Annotated in this window: 17 protein-coding genes; 10 read left to right on the plus strand and 7 right to left on the minus strand. The window is 74.2% G+C overall.

Annotated features, from left to right (window positions below; all coding sequences use genetic code 11):
* Positions 1-12: 12 nt before the first annotated feature.
* Complete coding sequence (locus BM339_RS08190) at positions 13-1,470, minus strand: flavin-containing monooxygenase (protein WP_075020402.1); 1,458 nt, start codon at positions 1,468-1,470, stop codon at positions 13-15.
* Between the two features lie 117 nt (positions 1,471-1,587).
* Here BM339_RS08190 and BM339_RS08195 point away from each other — a divergent pair, with 117 nt between their 5' ends.
* The 4 genes from BM339_RS08195 to BM339_RS08210 are packed head-to-tail and all read left to right on the plus strand — an operon-like array spanning position 1,588 to position 8,039.
* On the plus strand, positions 1,588-4,008 hold the full coding sequence (locus BM339_RS08195) for a DUF4132 domain-containing protein (protein ID WP_075020403.1): 2,421 nt from the start codon (positions 1,588-1,590) through the stop codon (positions 4,006-4,008).
* Positions 4,009-4,057: 49 nt separating this feature from the next.
* Entirely contained in the window at positions 4,058-5,320 is a 1,263-nt protein-coding gene (locus BM339_RS08200) for a DUF4132 domain-containing protein (RefSeq protein ID WP_075020404.1), read from the plus strand.
* On the plus strand, positions 5,320-7,647 hold the full coding sequence (locus tag BM339_RS08205; protein WP_075020405.1) for a DUF4132 domain-containing protein: 2,328 nt from the start codon (positions 5,320-5,322) through the stop codon (positions 7,645-7,647). Before BM339_RS08200 ends, BM339_RS08205 begins: the two co-directional genes overlap by 1 nt.
* Positions 7,647-8,039 carry a hypothetical protein gene (locus tag BM339_RS08210; protein ID WP_075020406.1) on the plus strand — a complete coding sequence of 131 codons (393 nt, stop codon included), beginning with the start codon at positions 7,647-7,649 and terminating at the stop codon, positions 8,037-8,039. The genes BM339_RS08205 and BM339_RS08210 overlap by 1 nt, the downstream gene beginning before the upstream one ends.
* 35 nt (positions 8,040-8,074) lie before the next feature.
* Here BM339_RS08210 and BM339_RS08215 read toward each other — a convergent pair whose 3' ends face one another.
* Positions 8,075-8,740 carry a helix-turn-helix domain-containing protein gene (locus BM339_RS08215; RefSeq protein ID WP_075020407.1) on the minus strand — a complete coding sequence of 222 codons (666 nt, stop codon included), beginning with the start codon at positions 8,738-8,740 and terminating at the stop codon, positions 8,075-8,077.
* A gap of 96 nt (positions 8,741-8,836) precedes the next feature.
* On the opposite strand from BM339_RS08215, the gene BM339_RS08220 reads away from it, so the two are divergent.
* Together BM339_RS08220 and BM339_RS08225 are read left to right on the plus strand one after the other, a co-directional pair.
* Complete coding sequence (locus BM339_RS08220; RefSeq protein ID WP_075020408.1) at positions 8,837-9,691, plus strand: aldo/keto reductase; 855 nt, start codon at positions 8,837-8,839, stop codon at positions 9,689-9,691.
* A gap of 62 nt (positions 9,692-9,753) precedes the next feature.
* A complete protein-coding gene (locus BM339_RS08225; RefSeq protein WP_021597579.1) occupies positions 9,754-10,320 on the plus strand; it encodes a PadR family transcriptional regulator in 567 nt (188 codons plus the stop codon).
* Between the two features lie 6 nt (positions 10,321-10,326).
* Here the strand turns inward: BM339_RS08225 and BM339_RS08230 are convergent, their stop codons facing one another.
* The gene (locus tag BM339_RS08230) at positions 10,327-11,313 is read right to left on the minus strand and encodes a diacylglycerol/lipid kinase family protein (RefSeq protein WP_075020610.1); all 987 of its coding nucleotides are present in this window, start codon (positions 11,311-11,313) and stop codon (positions 10,327-10,329) included.
* Positions 11,314-11,478: 165 nt separating this feature from the next.
* Between BM339_RS08230 and BM339_RS08235 the strand changes: the two genes are divergently transcribed.
* From BM339_RS08235 to BM339_RS08245, 3 genes are all read left to right on the plus strand, one after another.
* Positions 11,479-12,480, plus strand: coding sequence for an alpha/beta hydrolase (locus BM339_RS08235; RefSeq protein ID WP_075020611.1), 1,002 nt, complete (start codon positions 11,479-11,481; stop codon positions 12,478-12,480).
* A 20-nt stretch (positions 12,481-12,500) separates the two neighbouring features.
* On the plus strand, positions 12,501-13,388 hold the full coding sequence (locus BM339_RS08240; RefSeq protein WP_075020409.1) for an amidohydrolase family protein: 888 nt from the start codon (positions 12,501-12,503) through the stop codon (positions 13,386-13,388).
* 172 nt (positions 13,389-13,560) lie between these two features.
* Positions 13,561-14,775: a glycoside hydrolase family 5 protein gene (locus BM339_RS08245; RefSeq protein ID WP_075020410.1), complete on the plus strand. Its 1,215-nt coding sequence runs from the start codon at positions 13,561-13,563 to the stop codon at positions 14,773-14,775.
* Positions 14,776-14,784: 9 nt separating this feature from the next.
* Here the strand turns inward: BM339_RS08245 and BM339_RS08250 are convergent, their stop codons facing one another.
* The 3 genes from BM339_RS08250 to BM339_RS08260 are packed head-to-tail and all read right to left on the minus strand — an operon-like array spanning position 14,785 to position 17,337.
* Positions 14,785-15,801 (minus strand): cation diffusion facilitator family transporter, encoded by a 1,017-nt coding sequence (locus tag BM339_RS08250; protein ID WP_075020411.1) that lies wholly within the window; start codon positions 15,799-15,801, stop codon positions 14,785-14,787.
* Entirely contained in the window at positions 15,798-16,247 is a 450-nt protein-coding gene (locus tag BM339_RS08255; protein WP_081842875.1) for an ArsR/SmtB family transcription factor, read from the minus strand. The genes BM339_RS08250 and BM339_RS08255 overlap by 4 nt, the downstream gene beginning before the upstream one ends.
* 25 nt (positions 16,248-16,272) lie before the next feature.
* Positions 16,273-17,337: a DUF6777 domain-containing protein gene (locus BM339_RS08260; RefSeq protein WP_075020412.1), complete on the minus strand. Its 1,065-nt coding sequence runs from the start codon at positions 17,335-17,337 to the stop codon at positions 16,273-16,275.
* A 100-nt stretch (positions 17,338-17,437) separates the two neighbouring features.
* On the opposite strand from BM339_RS08260, the gene BM339_RS51180 reads away from it, so the two are divergent.
* A complete protein-coding gene (locus BM339_RS51180; protein WP_075020413.1) occupies positions 17,438-18,880 on the plus strand; it encodes a serine/threonine-protein kinase in 1,443 nt (480 codons plus the stop codon).
* A 7-nt stretch (positions 18,881-18,887) separates the two neighbouring features.
* Here the strand turns inward: BM339_RS51180 and BM339_RS08270 are convergent, their stop codons facing one another.
* Complete coding sequence (locus tag BM339_RS08270; protein ID WP_256255264.1) at positions 18,888-20,075, minus strand: VWA domain-containing protein; 1,188 nt, start codon at positions 20,073-20,075, stop codon at positions 18,888-18,890.
* Between the last annotated feature and the right edge of the window lie 10 nt (positions 20,076-20,085).

Genomic DNA, 20,085 nt, shown 5'->3' on the forward strand with positions numbered 1-20,085 from the left:
TAGGCCGCCGCTCTACCGGGAGGAGGCCCGGCGCGCGCGGAAATGCCGCGGGTCGGGCCGCCGGGTCGCGTTGCGGTAGGCGAAGGTGTGGCCGGGCCAGTTGTTCACGATCTTGCCGTCGGCGGTCATGTACCAGCTCCGGCAGCCTTCCTGCCACACGGTCGAGCGCATCCGCTCCTGCATCTCGCGGGTGAACGCGTCCTGCACATCCGGCTTGACGTCGATCCAGTCGAGGCGGGCGCGGCGCAGCGCGTCCACGCAGCCGAGGACGTAGCGGATCTGCGACTCCAGCATGTAGATGATCGAGTTGTGGCCGAGGTTGGTGTACGGGCCGTAGAGCAGGAACAGGTTCGGGAAGCCGCTGACCGTGATGCCGAGGTGGGCCTGCGCGCCGTCCCGCCACGCCTCGTTCAGCTCCCGCCCGTCCCGCCCGACGATCTTCATGGGGGAGAGGAACTCGGTGGAGCGGAACCCGGTCGCGTACACGATGGCGTCCACCTCGTACGCGCGGTCCGCCGTCTCGATCCCGGACGGCGTGACGCGCTCGATCGGGGCCGTGACGAGGTCGACGTGCGGCAGGGACAGCGCCGGGTAGTAGTCGCCGGACAGCAGGATCCGCTTGCAGCCCATCCGGTAGCCGGGGACGAGCTCGGCGCGCAGCCCGGGGTCGCCGACCTGCTCCTCCAGGTGCCGGCGGAAGGCGCGCTCCATGAGCCCCATCAGCCGCGGGTACCGGATGAAGCCGAGGGCCCGCGCCTCCAGCAGCGCGTAGATCCGGGCGCGGCTCAGCTCGTACAGCCCCGGCACCGTCCGCAGGACGGCGCGCTCCCAGGCTCGGTACGGCTTGTCCGGCTTGTCGATCACGTACGGCGCGGAGCGCTGGAACAGCCGCAGCTCCGCCGCCTCCGCCGCGATCTCCGGGACGATCTGGATCGCGCTCGCCCCCGTCCCGACCACCGCGACCCGCTTGCCGCGCAGGTCGACGCCGTGGTCCCAGCGCGAGGAGTGGAAGGCGGGGCCGGTGAACGAGTCGCGCCCCTCGATCGGCGGCAGCTCGGGCCTGTTGAGCTGCCCGCACGCCGAGACCAGGACCCGGGCGTCCAGGGTGCCGGACGTCGTGGAGATCCGCCACAGCGCCGCGTCCTCGTCGAACCGCGCCTCGGTGACCTCGGTGCGGAACCGGATCTTGTCCAGCACGCGGTACTTGCGGGCGCAGTGCCAGAGGTACTCCAGGATCTCCGGCTGCGGCGGGAACCGGCGCGACCAGTCGGTCTTGCGCTCGAACGAGAACGAGTACAGGTGGGAGGGGACGTCGCAGGCCGCGCCCGGGTAGGTGTTGTCCCGCCAGGTGCCGCCGAGCCCGCCGGCCTTCTCCAGGATCACCACGTCGTGGACGCCGGCCTCCCGCAGCCGGATCGCCATCCCGAGGCCGCCGAAACCGCTTCCGATGATCACCACGCTGTGCGTCATGGCCCGTCCCGAATGTGATTCTGTAACGGTTCTCCCCGAGCGTAGGTGACCATGAGGTCACTGAACAGATGCCGGAATCGCAGGTTTTTGTCGGTCGCTCCTGCCAGCATCCCGGCCATGTCCTACGACACGCTCGCCCCCGAGGCACGCGAGAACGACGGCCTGGACGGCGTCCGCCTGGCCGCCCTCGGCCGCGCCCGCCCGCTGCTCGACCTCCTCGACGGCCGGCCGCGGACCGCCACGGAGATCCGCCGGTGGCTCGAAGGGCGTCCGGAGGACGACGCCAGGGCCGCGGTCCTCGCCCTCATGCTGGCCGGCGGCCCCGAGTACGTGGGCTCCTGGCCCCATCGGCCGGTGCTGCTGGACCTCATAGCGGGGACGGGCGGCTGGACGCCGGGCGAGGCGGGCGTGATGCTCCGGCGGGCCTGCCGTTTCGCGGAAGACGGCTACATGTTCGCCGATGCGCTCGGCGTCGCGCTCGCCGTTGTGGAGAGGCTCGACGCCGACGGCGTCCGCGCGCTCGCCGCCCGGCTGAAGCGCGTCAACGCCGGGTTCGCGAGGGCCGACGTGGCGATCGGGTACCGCGCTCCGATCGTCAGGCGCCTGCAGAAACTGCTGGGAACCGCGGACGAGGCGCACGTCCCGGTCGGCCTGCTGCCCGCGCGCGACGCGTGGGCCGCACCGCTGCGCGACCTCGTGACGACGGCCCCGACCGTCGCGCGGGCCCGGTTCGTCCGGCACCTGGCGAGCCTGTCCGCGCCGCGCCCGTCCCAGAAGTGGCGGCGCGCGTGCGCCGCCCTCGCGGACGAGGCGGCCGCCCGTGACGCCGTGGCCGGATGCCTGCGCGCGCTCGTCGGGGGCGAACCGCTGAACTCGGCGGAGCACGGCCCGCACGCCGACTGGGTCCCCGACACCTACCACTACCGGTACCTCGTCCACCAGGACCACGGCGACGTCGCGCGCGGCATCGTCTGGGCGGCGGCGCTGACCGGCGGTCCCGGGGCGACCCGGCCGCTCGCCGCGCTCGCCCTGCGCGCCGGAGCGCCCGGCCACGACCTCGCCGAGGACCTCAAGCTCGCGGGCGCGGCGATCAACGCCCTCGGCGCGATCGACGACCCCGGCGGGCTGGAGGCGCTGCGGGACCTGCACGCGAGGATCAGGAACCGGGCGCTGCGCAAGCAGATCGACACCGCGCTGCGGTCCGCCGCCGAGCGGCAGGGCATCACGCCGGAGCAACTGGTCGAACGCACCGTCCCGGCCCACGGCCTGCGCCCGGACGGCTCGGTCGAGCGGACGCTCGGCGAGCACACGGCCCGCGTCTCGATCGTGGACGCCGCGACCGTCCGGCTCACCTTCACCGGAGCGGACGGCCGCGCCTCCAAGACGGCCCCGGCGGCGGTCAAGGACGGCTTCCCCGACGAGCTGAAAGAGCTGAAGGCGCTCGCCAAGGAGGTCCGGGGGACGCTGTCGAGCGAGCGGGCGCGCATCGAGGGGCTGATGCCGGAAGACCGCGTCTGGCCCTATGACGAATGGTGCGAGTACTACCGCGACCATCCGGTCACCGGGGCGATCGTCCGCGGCCTAGTCTGGGAGTTCCAGGATGAGGACGGCGCGTGGCACGCGTCCATGACGGGCACCGGCGGCCCCGCGCGCGTGCGGCTCTGGCACCCCATCCGCGCGGCGGCGGACGACGTCCGGGCCTGGCGGGAGCGCGTGATGGACGAGCAGATCCGGCAGCCGTTCAAGCAGGCGTTCCGCGAGATCTACCTCCTCACGCCCGCGGAGGAGGAGACGAGCGCCTACTCCAACCGGTTCGCCGCGCACATCGTCCGCTACCGGCGGCTGTACGCGCTGTTCAAGGAGCGCGGCTGGCAGGCGAACTTCCTCGGCCGGTACGACGGCGGCTACAACGGCGAGGCGCGCCGCGAACTCGGCGGCGAGTGGCGCGCGTGCTTCTACCACGAACCGGTGGACGTCGCCGACTGGGGACCCGAGCACGCCACGACCGACCAGGTCCGGTTCGAGCGCAAGGACGGCCGGCGCTGGCGGGAGACGCCCGTCGCCGACGTCCCGCCGGTCGTGTTCAGCGAGGCCATGCGGGACGTGGACCTGTTCGTCGCCGTCACCTCCATCGCCGCCGACCCCGAGTGGGCCGACCGCGGCGAGGACCGGTACACCGCCTACTGGAGGGAGACGACGTTCGGCGCCCTGACGGCGAGCGCGGAGGTCCGCCGGGCGGCGCTGGAGCGCGTCCTGCCCCGCACGAAGATCGCGGACCGCTGCTCCCTCGACGGCCGCTACCTGGTCGTCCGCGGCCGGCTGCGCACCTACCGGATCCATCTCGGCTCGGCCAACGTCCTGATGGACAACGACGGCTCCTACCTGTGCATCGTGCAGGCCCGGGGCCGGAAGGGCCCGGGGAGGCTGTACCTCCCGTTCGAGGACGAGCGGCTCTCCCTCATCCTCAGCAAGGCGTTCCTCCTCGCCGCCGACCACACGATCACCGACGCGACGATCCTGACCCAGATCAAGCGCTGATCAGCCGAACCGTCCCGGCGCCGACGGTGCCTTCTGGAAAGATCACCTCATGTCCGACGACCTCCGGGCGCATCAGGACGCGCCCAACGCACCGTGCCGCGGCAGCACGCCGGCGCAGCCGGCCGAGGACCCGCCGGCGCAGCCGGCCGAGGGCGGCGTACCCGCGCACGGCCTCGGCCGGGACGGCACGCTCGTCCGCGACGTCGGCGGCTACCAGGCGGTCATCGCCATCACCGACCCGCTGACCGTCCGGCTCGCCTTCATCGGCGCCGACGGGCACCCGCTGCCGACCGTGCCGGGCGCGCTCAAGGTGCCGTTCGCCGCGCAGGTCAAGGAGCTGAAGACGCTGGCGCGGCAGATCCGGGCGACGCTCGCCGCCGAGCGCGGCCGGGTCGAGGCGCTGATGGCGGTCGAGCGCACCTGGCCGTACGCGCGGTGGTGCCGGCACCACCGCGACCATCCGGTCACCGGCATGGTCGCGCGCGGCCTGGTCTGGGAGTTCGAGACGCCGGACGGGCTCTGGCGGGCCGCCACCCCCGGCGAGGACGTGCTGGTGACCGTGGACGGCCGCGCGCTGCCCGTCCCGGCCGCCGGGGCGCGGGTCCGGCTGTGGCATCCGGTGCGCGCGTTCCGCGGCGCGGTCCGGGCCTGGCGCGACTTCGTGACCGGCAACCGGATGACGCAGTCGTTTCCGCAGGCCTTCCGCGAGACCTACCGGACCGGCGCCCCGGGAGCCGGCGCGGAGCCGCGCGGCGCCGGCCCCCTCGACGGCGAGATCCGCCGCGTCCTCGCCGAGGGCGGGTGGCGGGTCGGCCGCCACCCCGGGCACGGCGGCGTGCGGTTCGAGCGGCGGGCCGCCGGCCGCTGGACGGAGACGGCGCCGGCGGACGTGCCGCCGCTGGTGTTCAGCGAGGGGATGCGGGAGGCCGACCTGTTCCTGCGCGTGGCTCCGGACACCGGGCACGAGCCGTTCGGCGGGCTTCCGGCGAGCGCCGAGATCCGCGCCGACGTGCTGCGCCGGGTCCTGCCCGGCACGCGGATCGCCGGCCGCTGCGCGGTCGACGGCCGGTTCCTCGTGGTCCGCGGCGGGCTGCGCACCTACCGGATCCACCTCGCGTCCGGGAGCGTGCTGATGGAGCCCGGCAACGACCGGCTGCGCGTCGAACCGGTCCGCCGGCCGCGGCGGAACGGCCTGTTCCTGCCGGTCGACGACGAACTGCTGACGCGGATCCTCGGCACCGCGTTCCTGCTGGCCGCCGACCACAAGATCACTGACGAGGCCGTCCTGCGGCAGATCAAGAAGGGGGCCTGATGGACCTGACCGCTCGGCTCCTGCGCGCCATGACCGACCCGGCGCCGGAGGACGAGGAGTTCCGCGCCTGGTTCCCGGGCCTGGACCGGCTCTCCGACGAGGACCTCGGCACGCTGATGCCGGCCGCCTACGCGGTCGGCCGCAGGAAGCCGTTCGTGTCGACCTCGGTCCGGTTCCGGGTCGAGGACGAGGGCAAGCAGCGCCAGCCGCGCTACACGCCGGAGGCGTGCGAGCGGATGTTCACCGCCCTCGTCGCGGGACTGGAAACGCGCAAGTGGGCCGACCTGACCCTGGGCGCGGGCTCCCTGCTGCGCTGCACCGGCCCGTGGCCGGACGTCTCGGCCCCGGCCCGCACGCTGGTCGGGTTCCGCCTGGACACCGACCGCACCGACCAGCCGTTCGCGCTCCTGGCGATCGCCGGGCTCGCGGGCGAGGACGTCCTGCGCACGACGGCCGGACGGCTCCGCGACCGCAGATCGGGCCCGATCGCCCTGGACGAACTCGACGTCGTCGTCGGCCTCGGCGCGCGGGAGCGGGTGCTCCTCACCGAACTCGACCGCGCCAACTCCTACACCTCCCCGCCGCCGCTCCCGGACGTGTGGGAGCGCGTCGCGCCGATCTCCGCCTACGACGCGTTCGCCCGCCGCGCCCTGGAGGCCGCCGCGGACCGGGCCCGCGCGATCCAGGCCGGCGAGGTGCCCTTCCGCGCGGACAAGGCGTTCACGCCCGACGAGGTGGCGACCCTCGGCCGGGCCGCGCGCCTGATGCTGCTGCGGGACGAGCCGTGGCTGCCCGCCTTCTTCGACCGTCTCCTTCCCGGCGTCTCCGTCGCGCCGACCGAGGCGAAGTCGCTGCCGTCGCAGGGCCTGCTGTACGAGATCGCGCGGGCGGCGCAGGACTTCCCGACGCCGGAGCTGGTCACCGCGTTCCGGACCGTCCGCGGGTCCGTGCGGCACAAGGGCGTGCCCAAGCAGCTCGACAAGATGCTGAAGAGGATCGAGGCGGCGCTCGCGGAGCGCACCGAGGTCGCGCTGCGGCTCCCCGGCCTCGGCTTCGACGCCGACGGCGTGCTGCGCCGCGAGCTGTCCGGCTACACGGCCGTCGTCACCGCGGCCGGCAAGGCGGGGCTGAGCTTCGAGAAGGACGGCAGGACGCTGAAGAGCGTCCCCGCGGCCGTCCGCCGCGACCACAAGGACGAGGTCAAGGAGCTCCGCGACCTGGTCAAACGGGTCGACGCCCAGCTCGCCACGCTCGCGCGGGCGCTGGAGGGCGGCTTCACCGTCGACGCGGCCCACCCGTTCGGCGAGTGGCGCGACACGCTGGTCCGGCACCCGATCGCCGGACCCGTGGTGCGCGCCCTGATCTGGCGGATCGAGGTCGCCCCCGGCGACCTGCGGGACGTCCTCCCGGCCGCCGGCGACCTGCCGGACGCCGCCGACGACGCCCCCGTCCGGCTGTGGCACCCGATCGGGGCCTCGCCGGACGAGGTGCGGGCCTGGCGCGACCTCCTCGTCGAGCGGCGGATCCGGCAGCCGTTCAAGCAGGCGTTCCGCGAGATCTACCTGCTCACCCCGGCGGAGGAGGAGACCCGGACCTACTCCAACCGCTTCGCCGCGCACCTCGTCCACTACCGGCGGATGTTCGCGCTGTTCCGGGCCCGCGGCTGGACCAGCCGCCTGCTCGGCCCGTGGGACGGCGGCGGCTCGGACGAGGCGACGCGGACGCTCGCGGCGGGGGAGTGGCGGGTGCGCTTCTCGCACGTCCTCGCCGACTGGGCCGGCGAGCAGGAGATCGCCGGGACGAACCGGGTCATGTTCGACCGCCGCGCCGGCGGCGCCTGGCGGGAGGCGCCGCTCGCGGACGTCCCCCCGCGGGTCCTGAGCGAGGCGATGCGCGACGTCGACCTGTTCGTCGGCGTCACCTCGATCGCGGCCGACCCCATGTGGGAGGACGGCGAGGCGCACGACTACTGGGTGCGCGAGTGGCACGCGGACCTCACCGAGTCCACGCGGACGCGCAGGGACGCCCTGGAGCGCATCCTGCCCAAGACCAAGATCGCCGACCGCTGCGTCATCGACGGGCGCCACCTGGTCGTCAAGGGCGAGCTGCGCACCTACAAGATCCACCTCGGCTCGGCGAACATCGTGATGGAGCCGGACGACGCGTTCCTGTGCATCGTCCCCGAGCGCCGCACGCCCGCCGCCAAGGTGTTCCTGCCGTTCGAGGACGAGCGGCTCTCCCTGATCCTGAGCAAGGCGTTCCTGCTCGCCGCCGACGACAGGATCGGCGACGAGTCCATCCTGTCGCAGATCAAGCGAGGTGCGTGATGGCCGAGGTGACGTTCCGGGACGAGACGGCGACCGGCGCGCCCGTCGCCGAGTTCCAGGTGGCGGGGCTGCCGGCGCGGATGACGGCCCGGGAGCTGATCCGGCTCCGGGTCCGCGAGGAGGTCGCCCGGCACAACGCGCGGCCGTCCGACCGGTTCCACGGCCTCGTCCGCCCCGACGACGCCGAGGCGGAGCTGAACGGCTACCGGCTGCGCGAGCCCCGCCGCATCGACTGGGAGCGGCAGGCCGACATCGCCGAGCGCGCGTTCCTGCGCAACGGGTTCTTCATGCTCGCCGGCGACCGCCAGGTGGAGGACCTCGACGAGGAGATCGACCTCGGCGCGGACCCCGACCTGGTCTTCGTCAAGCTGGTCCCGCTGGCCGGCGGCTGACTCCCGGCTGTTCGGGCCGCCAGCGGATCGGGCCGTCAGCCGATCAGGCCGTACTCCTTGGCGCGCAGGCCCGCCTGGAAGCGGGAGCCGGCGTCCAGCAGGGTGAGGATCTCCGCGACGCGGCGCCGGTAGGTGCGCAGTGACATGCCGAGCCGCCGCGCCGCGGCCTCGTCCTTCAGCCCGCCGCCGAGCAGCCGCAGGATCGCCCGGCTCTCCTCGCTCAGCGCGGGCGGCCGGTCGCGCCGGTGGTCGGCGAGGTCGGCCGCCTTCTCCCACGTCGCCCAGAACAGCGACACGACGCCCCTCACGACGCTCGGCGACCGGACGACCGTGTACTCGCGGACGCCGCCCTCGGGCGGTCCCGCGAGGATCGCCACCCGCCGGTCCACGATGATCGTCTCGTGCGGGAGCGGCGCCGTGCAGATCCGCACCCGGACCCCGCCGCGCGCCAGCTCCAGCAGGTGCCGCTCGGACTCCTCGTCCGCGAGCGCCGCCGGGTTGTAGAGCTTGTAGGCGTCCGGTCCGGGCCGGAGCCTGCGCCGCTCGGCGACGATCCGCTCCCGGAACCCCGGCAGGGCCCAGGTGTTCAGGTCCGTCGCGGCGCAGGCGAACTCCTCGCTCGCGGAGAACAGCCGACCGGCGCGCTCGGCCAGCTCCGCCTCGCCGCGCAGCACGACATTCCGGTCCAGATCGACGCTCATCACCCTTCAGTCTGCCACGCGCCCGCAGGGGCGCCGCGCTGGCATCAACCTGCCAGCCGCTCGTCCCGAACCGGGCGCCGCAGCACAGTGGGGCACATGACACAGCATTTCGATCTCGGCGGCGACCTGCGGATCAACCGGATGGGCTTCGGCGCGATGCGGCTGCCCGTGAGCGGTCTGGACGTGCCGCCGAACGACCGCGAGACGGGCCTGAAGATCCTGCACAGGGCGGTCGAGCTGGGCGTGGACCACATCGACACCGCCGCGTTCTACTACCACCCGGACGGCCCGGCGGCGAACGAGATGATCCGCGCGGCGCTCGCCCCCTACCCGCGCGGCCTCGTCATCGCCACGAAGGTGGGCCCGTACCGGGGGCCGGGCGACCCGTACCCGTCGGGGCAGCTCGAGAAGTCCCGGCTGCGCTCGGAGGTGGAGCGGAACCTGACCGAGCTGGGACTCGACCGGCTCGACCTCGTCTACCTGCGTCCGGGCGGCCTGGAGCCGCCGGCGGACGAGCCGATCGGCGAGCGCTTCGAGGTCCTCGCCGGGCTGCGGGAGGAGGGGCTCATCCGGCACCTCGGGCTGAGCCACGTGACCGGGACGCAACTCGACGAGGCCCGGAGGATCGCCCCCGTCGCCGCCGTCCAGAACCGGTTCGACGTGACGCAGCCGCAGGACACCGCGCTCCTCGCGGTGTGCGAGCGCGAGCACATCGCCTACGCGCCCTACTTCCCGCTCGGCGGCTTCGGCATTCCCGACGACGCGCGCGTCCGCGCGATCGCCGAGCGGCACGGCGCGAGCGTCCCGCAGGTCCTCCTCGCGGGCCTGCTCGCCCTCTCGCCGGTGATGCTGGCGATCCCCGGCACCGGCTCCCCGGACCACCTGGAGGAGAACACCGCCGCCGCGGGACTGGCCCTCACCTCCGAGGATCTCGCGAGCCTGAAACGCTGAGGACCGCGCCGCGCGCGGGCCGGACCCTCTACCCTGAACAGGTTTGCGATCAGGGGGCGAGGATGTCGACGACGCGGCTGCTGGTGCTCGGCGGAGTGCGGCGGTTCGGGCGGGCCCACGGGTACGAGGTCCGCAGGGAGCTCATCTCGTGGGGCTCGGACGAGTGGGCCCACGTGAACCCGGGCTCGATCTACCACGCGCTCAGGCAGCTGGCCAAGGAGGGCCTGCTGCGGGCGCACGACGTGGAGGAGAGCGAGGCCGGGCCGCCGCACACCGACTACGAGATCACCGACGCCGGCCGGGCCGAGTTCTTCCGGCTGCTGCGCTGCGCGATCTCCGCGGTCGACGTCCGGCACCCGGAGATGCTCACGGCCGGGCTCGGGTTCCTCACCGAGCTGCCGCGCGCCGAGGCGGTCGCGCTGCTGCGCGAGCGGCTGGACGGCCTCGCCCGCTGGCGCGCGTCCATCGCCCCGCTCCAGGACGAGCAGGACCCGGCGGACCACCTGCGCGAGCTGCTCGGCTGGTGGGTGCACTCCGCCGACTCCGCCGCGGTCTGGACGCGCGGCCTGATCGAGCGGCTGGAGGCGGGCGCCTACGTGATGGCGGACGAGGCCCCGCCGCGGCCCTGAGCCCCGTCAGGTGTCGGTGAACGTGCGCGGGACGATCACCCGCAGCGCGTTGCCGCGCAGCTTGATCGAGACCGGGGTGCGGCCGCGGATCTCGCCGTCCACGTCCACCCGCAGCGGCGGGTCGGTCTCGATCTCGACCTCCCCGGTGGTGAGGAACGCGTCCTCGGCGAGGCTCCGCCACTGCCCGGTGAGGACGTGCCGGGCCGTCGCCGACGCCAGCCGCAGCCGCCGCTCGTCGCCCAGCCGGTAGACGGCCAGCAGCCGGTCGTCGGGGCTGGCGTCGCGGGCGATCCGCTGCCCGCTGTGGTGCGCGCCGTTGGCGATGTTCAGCTGGTGCGTGGCGAGCTCGCGGACCTCGCCGCCGATCCGGATGCGGGCGGTGAACGCCTCGTGCCGGGGCAGCAGCCGCGCCGCCGTCAGCGCGTACGCCGGCCGGCCGAGGAACCGCTTGAGCGTGTGCGGGACGTGCCCGGCGACCTCGACCGACAGGCCGAGGCTCACCATGTTCGCGAAGATGTGCTCGCGCTCGGCGCCGGGCCCCTCGCCCTGCGGGTCGCCGGTGGACTCGAACCAGCCGACGTCCACGTCCGCGACCTTACCGCCGTCCGCGCGGCCGAGAGCGAGCGTCGCGACCGCGCCGGGCAGGTCCAGCGGCAGCTCCAGGCTGCGGGCGAAGTTGTTGGTGGTGCCGAGCGGCAGCACGCCGAGCGCGATGTCGCGATGCGCCAGGTGCCCGACCGCCTCGGCGATCGTGCCGTCCCCGCCGCCGACCACGACCAGGTCGGGCTCCAGCGCCAGGATGTCGGCGAACAGCTCGCGCAGCCGGCTCGGGTCGGTCACCGGGAAGACGTGCGGGAACTCCAGCCCCGCCTCGCGCAGCAGGCGGCGGGCCGTGCCGTAGCGCCGGCGGCCCCGGCGCGAGCGGGAGTTGATCACCAGGACGGCGCGGCCGCCGCCCGCGATCGCGGACTCCAGCTCCGCCTTGCTCCGCATCCCGACGCTCCGCATCCGACTGGTCGCCTCCTCCACGGCATGACGGTCCATGGTGGACCGGAAACCCCGGCCCGGCACTTTATAAACCGATTACACAGCGTTGAAACATGGCCGCCGGCGGGAACCCTTACACCAGGAGAACATCTGAACGACCGGGGCGTGGACATGCGGCTGCGGGGCTGGGCGGGAGCGGGACTCATCGTGGCGGTCGCCGGGCTGACGGCGTCCATCGCCGCGGGCGGGACGGCCCCGCCCGGTGCCCCCGCCGACGACGGCGCGGCCGTGGTCGGCGAGCGCCGCCCCCGCCGCCGCGTGCTCGACCTGGCGATCCGCTCGCCCGTCCTGGAGGGCGTCGTGCACGTCCGCCTCCTGCTGCCCCCCGGCTGGTCGCGGGACGCCTCCCGCACCTGGCCGGTGCTCTGGCTCCTGCACGGCGCCGGCGCCGGGCGGGACGGCCACACCGTGTGGACCGACCACAGCGACATCGAGGAGCTCACCGAGGACGCCGACGTGATCGTCGTCATGCCGGAGGGCGGCCCGTGCGGCAACTACACCGACTGGTGGAACCGCGGCGACGGCGGCGCGCCCAAGTGGGAGACCTTCCACCTCGCCGAGCTCCGGCAGATCCTCGAACGGGGATACCGCGCCGGGCCGGACCGCGCCGTCGCCGGGAACGCGATGGGCGGCCTCGGCGCCCTGGCGTACGCGGCGCGGCACCGCGGCTTCTTCCGGGCGGCGGCGTCGTTCAGCGGGCCCGTCCACACGCTGCACCGCGACCCGTCCGGGCTCGACGTCGCCGACCTCGTCGAGCTGGGCGTCGCGATCGGCGCGCCGTCCCTCGACTGGACCGACGTCTGGGGCGACCCCGACCGGCAGCGCGTCGTGTGGCGGCAGCACAACCCGTTCGACCTCGCGGGCCGGCTCGCCGGCGTCCGGGTGCACGTGAGCGCCGGCGACGGCACGCCCGGCCCCTACGACCCGCGCCCCGCGACGGGCACCGACATCCTGGAGGTGCTCGCCCACACCGTCTCCCTGGAGTTCGCCGGCAAGCTGAAGAAGCTCGGCATCCCGGTCACCACGCACTTCTACCGCGGCACGCACAGCTGGCCCTACTGGCGGCGCGAGCTGCGCGCGACTCTGCCCGCCCTGCTCGCCGAGATCACCTGAGCCCCGGCTAGGGTCGAGGCGTGACCGAACCCCGTTCTGATTCCGGCGTCCCCGCGTTCTGGCGGGCGCTCGGGCTGCCCGGCATCATCGACGTCCACGTCCACTTCATGCCGCCGCGGCTGATGAGCGCCGTCTGGGGGTACTTCGACGAGGCGGGCCCGCTGATCGGCACCGAGTGGCCGATCCGCTACCGGGACTCGGAGGAGGAGCGGCTGGCGTTCCTGCGCGGCCTCGGCGTCCGCGCCTTCACCTCGCTGACCTACCCGCACCGGCCGGGGATGGCCGAGTCGCTGAACGACTGGACCGCCCAGTTCGCCGCCCGCGTCCCCGAATGCATCCAGACCGCGACCTTCTACCCCGAGCCGGGCGTCGAGGACTACGTGCGCCGCGCCCTGGAGTCGGGTGCCCGCGTCGTCAAGGTCCACCTCCAGGTCGGCGGGTTCGACCCGCGCCTCAAGGAGCTGGACGCGGTGTGGGGGATGCTCGCCGAGGCCGGCGTACCGGCCCTGGTCCACGCCGGATCGGGCCCGGTCGCCAACGGCTACACCGGCCCCGGCCCGTTCGGCGAGGTGCTGGCCCGCCACCCGCGGCTGACCGCGATCGTCGCCCACCTGGGCGCGCCGGAGTTCGAGGGCTTCCTCGCCCTCGCCGACGGGTACGAGGGCGTCCACCTCGACACGACGATGGTCTTCACCCGGTTCGCGGCGCTCGCCGAGTTCCCGGCCGCGCTCCTTCCCCGGCTGCGCGAGCTGGGGCTGGACGGGCGCGTCCTGCTCGGCACCGACTTCCCCAACATCCCCTACGAGTACGCGCACCAGCTGGAGTCGCTGGCGGCCCTGGACCTCGGCGACGACTGGCTGCGCTCGGTCTGCTGGCACGGCCCCGCCCGGCTCTTCGGCCTGTCGTAGGGACAGGGCGGGCCGTTTCACGGGTTTTCACGCGGGTTGCCTGGTCGCCGCGGGGCCGGGGCCGCCCTCCTTGACACACGGCGTCGGCGCCGCGACTTTGGGAGCGCTCCCACCAGAGAAGAGGACCCCGCATGAGAACCGTCACGGTCCGTCCCGGAAGAGGAGAGCGCGCATGACCGCGACACTGCGGCGCGGCCGCATCCTTCTGATCGTCCTGGCCGCCCTGCTGGCGCTGGTGTCCGTCCCGGCGGCGCCGGAGACGGCGCGCGCCGCCGCGGGCACCGGATACTGGCACACCAGCGGCCGGCAGCTGCTCGACGCGGAGGGCCGGCCGGTGCGGATGACGGGCATCAACTGGTTCGGCGCCGAGACGTCCAACTACACCCCGCACGGCCTCTGGTCGCGCGGCTACACGGACATGCTCGACCAGATCAAGGGCCTGGGCTACAACACGCTCCGGCTGCCGTACAGCAGCCAGCTGTTCGATCCGGGCAGCACGCCGAACAGCATCGACTACACCAAGAACCCGGACCTGCGAGGGCTGGACGGGCTGGCGATCCTCGACAAGATCGTCGACTACGCGGGGCGGATCGGGCTGAAGGTCGTCCTCGACCGGCACCGCCCGGACTCCGGCGGGCAGTCCGCGCTCTGGTACACCGCCGCCTACCCCGAGTCGCGCTGGATCTCCGACTGGACGATGCTCGCCCGGCACTACGCGGGCGACACCACGGTCATCGGCGCCGACCTGCACAACGAGCCGCACTCCCCGGCCTGCTGGGGCTGCGGCGACCAGGCCCGGGACTGGCGGCTCGCCGCCGAGCGGGCCGGCAACGCCATCCTGGCCGCCAACCCGAACTGGCTGATTATCGTCGAGGGCGTCAACGACCACGAGGGCGACAACTACTGGTGGGGCGGCAACCTCCAGGGCGCCGCCCGGGACCCGGTGCGGCTGGACGTCCCGAACCGGCTCGTCTACTCCGCGCACGACTACGCCACGTCGGTCTATCCGCAGCCGTGGTTCGACGACCCGTCCTTCCCGTCCAACATGGCCGGTATCTGGGACAAGAACTGGGGCCACCTCTACAAGAACGACGTCGCGCCCGTCCTGCTGGGCGAGTTCGGGACGACGCTGAGGGACCCGCGCGACCAGACCTGGCTGCGCACCCTGATGGCCTATCTCGGCGAGGGAACGGGCGGGATCTCGTTCACCTACTGGTCGTGGAACCCGAACTCCGGTGACACCGGCGGCATCCTCAACGACGACTGGACGACGGTCAACACGGCGAAACAGGCCTACCTCGCCCCGTACCTGCTCGGCGCCGGCGACCCCGAGGGCGTCCCGGCCGCGGCCGGGAACCGCCTCGCCGGCCGCGCCGCGGCGGCGTGACGGCGCCCCCTAGTGATCGCAGGGCGCGCTGCCCGCGTGCTCGTGCGGCTCCCCGCCCTCCGCCACGTGGCGGGGGCCGTGCGGGTCGTCGCAGTGCCCGTGCGGGCCGCCGTCGGGCACGTCCACGTGGTCGACCTCCAGCGTCGTGTGCGTGATCCCGTACGAGGCGCGCAGCAGCTCCTGCAGGTCGCGGCGGACGGCGTGGCAGTCGCCCTGGACGTCGACCAGCACGTGCGCGGACAGCGCCGGGTAGCCGGAGCTGACCTCCCACACGTGCAGGTCGTGGACCTCCTCGACGCACGGGCGCTCCGCGAGCCGGGCCCCCACCTCGGACGGGTCCATCCCGGCGGGCGCGGCCTCCATGAGCACCCGGCCCGCGTCCCGCAGCAGCCGGTATCCGGCCTTCAGCATCAGCGCCGCCACCACCAGCGAGGCGACCGCGTCGGCGCGGGCGAGGCCGGTCGTCCACACGACCAGGCCGGCGACCGCGGTCGCGATGAACGCGAACAGGTCGTTCAGGATGTGCTGGAACGCGCCCTCGACGTTCAGGCTCCGCCGGTCGGCCCTGCTGATCAGCACGGTCGCCGCGACGTTGACGGCGATGCCCGCGAGGGCCGTCCAGAAGACGAACTGGCCCTCCACCGCGGGCGGTTCGACCAGCCGCCGGACGCCCTCGTAGACGAAGAAGACCGCGAGCAGGATCAGCGTCAGCCCGTTCAGCTGCGCGGACAGGATCTCCGCGCGGCGCAGGCCGAAGGTGTAGCCGCCCTTCGGCGGGCGCGCGGCGATCCGCATCGCGACCAGCGCCAGCGCGATCGCGAACGCGTCCGTCATCATGTGCGCCGCGTCGGTGATCAGCGCCAGCGAGGAGGCGACGAAGCCGATGACGACCTCGCCGGACATGTAGGCGAGGATCAGCACCAGCGCGGCGGTCAGCAGCCGCCGGTCGGCGCTCGCCGAGACGGCGTGCCCGTGGCCGTGGCCGTGGCCGTGCCCGTCCGGCGCGGGGTCCCGGTCGGCGGTCATGGGGCCTCCTCCCCGTGGCCGACGTGCGTGAGGGCGAGGTCGAGCAGCATCCGGACGTGCGAGTCGTCCAGCCGGTAGTAGGCCATCCGGCCGGCCCGGCGGACCCGGACGACGCGGTTGGCGCGCAGCAGGCGGAGCGCGTGCGAGACCGCCGACTCCGAGTGCCCGCAGGCCGCCGCGATGTCGCACACGCACATCTCGCCCCCTTCGAGGAGCGCGGTGATCACCCGCAGCCGCCCGGGGTCGGACAGCAGCCCGAACACCTGCGCCACCTCGGTGATCGTCTCCGCGGCCGGCAGGGACGCGGAGACGACGGCGACCTTCTCGGCGTCGACCACGCGGACGGCGCAGGCGTCGGCCGGCGCCGCCGCGGACGTCCCGGCGGGTGTCCGCGCGGGCGCCTGGGCGGGCACCGCGGCGGCCGCAACATCTGAAGCACTGCTCATATGAGCAATCTATCGCACGGCCCGCTCAGGTGACGGTGGGGGTGGGCTCTTCCTCCGCCGGCGGCAGCGAGATCGGAGCCTGCGGCACGTCCACGGGCGATTCCAGCCCACCGGTCTGCGTACCCGGGTCGTCCGTCGGCACTCCCGGCTCCCCGGTCGCGGGCTCGGTGCCGGGAGTCCCGGGATCCGAGGTCTCCGGGCCGGGCGTCCCGGTGCCGGGCGACTCGAGCCCCGGGGGCTCGGTGCCCGGCGACGGCGTCCCGGACGACTCCAGGCCGGAGTCCTCCGGCGCGGGCGAGTCACCGGTCGGCACCTCGGTCTCGGTGGGCGGCAGCTCGGCCGGCGGCCCGTCCGCCGGTCCGGCGGTGGCGCGGGGCCGCTCGAACCCCATCGTCCCCTCCGGGTCGACGAGGACGTAGGTCTCGATCGTCCCCTTCTGGGCGTCCCGCGGGCGGATCCGGGTCACATTCCGCTTCTCGAATCCCGGCCAGGATCGGCCACTGTAGGACGCGTTCCGCGGGGAGATCTTTTTCTCCGGCCGGGTCAGCGGATTCCCGCAATTGCACTTCACCGCGGGCACCCCGTAACCATTGACCAGAACGCCCATTCCGGCCTGCAGGACGGCGGGGCCGCTCGTCGCCTTCCCGTTGTCGTAGCCGTGGTTGGTGACGAGGGTGTCGGTGCGCAGCAGCACCGGGGTCAGCCGCGACACGTACCGCGGGATGTCGCTCACCGGGATGCCCTGCACCTTCGCCCACGCCCGCGCCTTGTCCGGGTTGGCCTGCAGGAACGCGATCAGCTTCTGCTGGTCGCAGGTCGCCGCCCGGCGCGTCCCGCCGTACAGGCCGGGGGAGTCGCCGTCCTGCGTTCCGCCCGCCCGCGGCCGCTTCTTCACCTTCATCTCGTCGGTGTTGGACGCCAGCGTGTACGGATCGGGGCCCGGCGACCCCACCGTCAGCCGCGTGATGGTCGCACCCGCGTCCCCGCATCCCGACAGCGTCCCGGCCGCCAGCGCGAGGGCCGCGAGGGCGCCCGCGATCGGCCGCGCCGCGCCCCCGCGCCGGGCAATTAGCGAATGGATCTCCAGCATGCGTCTCTCCCGCTCCGGGTTCGCCGAACCTATACTCTTTGATGCCGGGCGGGGCGGATTTGTGCCCGGCGGAATGCTCGAATTTTTCGCGGGGGTACGAATGGCGGGCACGGTTCCCCTGACGGCCGCCGATCCCACCCGGCTCGGCGGCTGGGAGCTGCTCGGCCGGATCGGGACCGGTGGCCAGGGCGTGGTGTATCTCGGTCGCCCGCTGCGGGAGGGGGCCGGGCCGTCGCGCGTGGCGGTCAAGCTGCTGCACGCCCAGCTCCTCGGCGACGCGAACGCGCGGGAGCGGTTCGTCCGTGAGCTGGCGCTGCTGGAGCGGGTCGCCGGGTTCTGCACCGCGCAGATGCTCGCCGCCGACATGGCGGGCGACCGGCCGTACATCGTCAGCGAGTACGTCCCCGGCCCGTCGCTGCGCACGCTCGTCCTGGAGGAGGGCCCGCGCACCGGCGCCGGCCTGGAGCGGCTGGCGATCAGCTCGGTGACCGCGCTGTCGGCGATCCACCGGGCGAACATCGTGCACCGCGACTTCAAGCCGCAGAACGTCCTGATGGGCCCGGACGGGCCGCGCGTGATCGACTTCGGCATCGCCCGCGCCTTCGACGCGGGCGCCACGCTGACCAGCCAGGTCGTCGGCACCCCCGCCTACATGGCGCCCGAGCAGTTCTCCGGGCGGGTCGGCCCGGCCACCGACCTGTTCGCCTGGGCGGGCACCCTGCTGTTCGCCGCCACCGGGCGCGACCCGTTCGCGGGCGGCCCGCTGCCCACCGTGATGTACCGGATCATGCACGAGACGCCCGACCTGAGCGCCCTGCCGGGTCCGCTCGCCGAGGTCGCCGCCGCCTGCCTCGCCAAGGACCCGAAGGCCCGGCCCGCCTCCGAGGACGTCCTGCTCTGGCTCCTCGGCGAGCGCGAGAAGCACGCCCGGCTGGAGATCCCGACCGAGCGCCTCGCCGCCCCGACCGCCCCCGCCCCGACCGCCTTCACCCCGGAGGCCCCGGCCCCGACCGCCCCGTCCCCGCCCCCCGCGCCGCGGCCCACGGTCGACATCCCCGGCGACGGCGGTCCGCACACCGTGCCGGAGACGAGGCAGGCGCCGCCCGGCCCCGCCGCCGGACCCGCGGGTCCGCCCTGGCCGGAGCCCGTCCCGGCCGCGCCCCGTCGGACGCTGCGGCGCGGCCCCGCGGTGGCGACCGGCCTGCTGCTCGCCGGGTTCCTCGCCGCGCTGGACGTCGCCGCCCTCGCCATCCTGATCGCCCGGCCGTCCCTGACCGAGGGGCACCGCGGCGGCCTGCTGCCCGTCGTCGCCTCCTCGTTCGCCGTCGTCGCGATCGTCACGCTCGTCGCGGTGATCCTCGCGTGGCGCGGCAGCCGTCCCGCCGCCTGGACCGTCATGGCCGCGCGGGTCGTCCGCGTCGCGATGTGGGGCGCGTGGGGCGCCCTGGTCGAGGTCCAGGCGTCCGCGCTCGCCGGGCACGCCGCGCTGACCGCGCTCGTGGTCGTCCTGCTCGCCCGCGGCCTGTCCAGGCCGCCCGGCTGACGCGCCGTCAGCCGGACGCCGCGTCGCGCTCGGCCCACTCCCGCAGGTCGCGGCGCTCGATCGCGGCGGCCATCAGCCCCGGGAACGCGTCCGGCGTGCACGCGAACGCCGGGACGCCCATCGCCGCCAGCGCCGCGGCGTTGTCGTGGTCGTAGGCGGGCGCGCCCTCGTCCGACAGCGCGAGCAGCACCACGACCTGCACGCCCGCCGCCGTCAGCGCCGCGACCCGCTGCAGCATCTCGTCCCGGATCCCGCCCTCGTACAGGTCGCTGACCAGCACGAGGATCGTGTCGGCCGGCCGCGCCACGAGCCCCTGGCAGTACGCGATCGCCCGGTTGATGTCGGTGCCGCCGCCGAGCTGCGTGCCGAACAGCACCTCGACCGGGTCGTGCAGCTGGTCGGTCAGGTCCACCACGTTCGTGTCGAACACGACCAGGGACGTCCGCAGCGACCGCAGCGACGCCAGCACCGCCCCGAACACGCTCGCGTACACCACCGACGCCGCCATCGAGCCGCTCTGGTCGATCGCGAGGACGACGTCCCGCTTGACGGCCTGCTGCCGCCGCCCGTACCCGATCAGCCGCTCCGGCACGAGCGTCCCCTGCTCGGGCAGGTAGTGCCGCAGGTTCGCGCGGATCGTCCGGTCCCAGTCGACGTCCGCGAGCCGCCTCGGCCGCAGCACCCGCGCGGACCGGTCGAGGGCGCCGCCGACGGCCGACCGCGTCTTCTGCGCGAGCCGCCGCTCCAGCTCCAGGACGACCTTCCGCACGACCGCCCGCGCCGACTCCCTGGCCCTGTCGGGCATCACCCGGTTCAGCGACAGCAGCGTCCCGACCAGGTGCACGTCCGGCTCGACGGCGTCCAGCATCTCCGGTTCCAGCAGCAGCCGGGTCAGGTCGAGCCGCTCGATCGCGTCCTTCTGCATCACCTGCACCACGCTGGACGGGAAGTACGCGCGGATGTCGCCGAGCCACCGCGCCACCGACGGCGCGGAGTCGCCGAGCCCGGCACCGCGCCGCCCGGGCCGGGACCGGCCCTCGTCCCCGCCGGCCCCGTAGAGCTTCTCCAGCGCCCCGTCCATGCGCGCGTCGTCGCCGGCCAGCGTGACCCCGGTCCCGTCGGCCTGCTCGCCGCCGAGCACCAGCCGCCACCGCCGCAGCCGGTCGCCGCCGTCCTCGGTGCTCTCACCGTTCACCGTCGCGCCT

Origin of the sequence: Actinomadura madurae, assembly GCF_900115095.1 — a bacterium.
In the GTDB taxonomy this organism is placed as follows: domain Bacteria; phylum Actinomycetota; class Actinomycetes; order Streptosporangiales; family Streptosporangiaceae; genus Spirillospora; species Spirillospora madurae.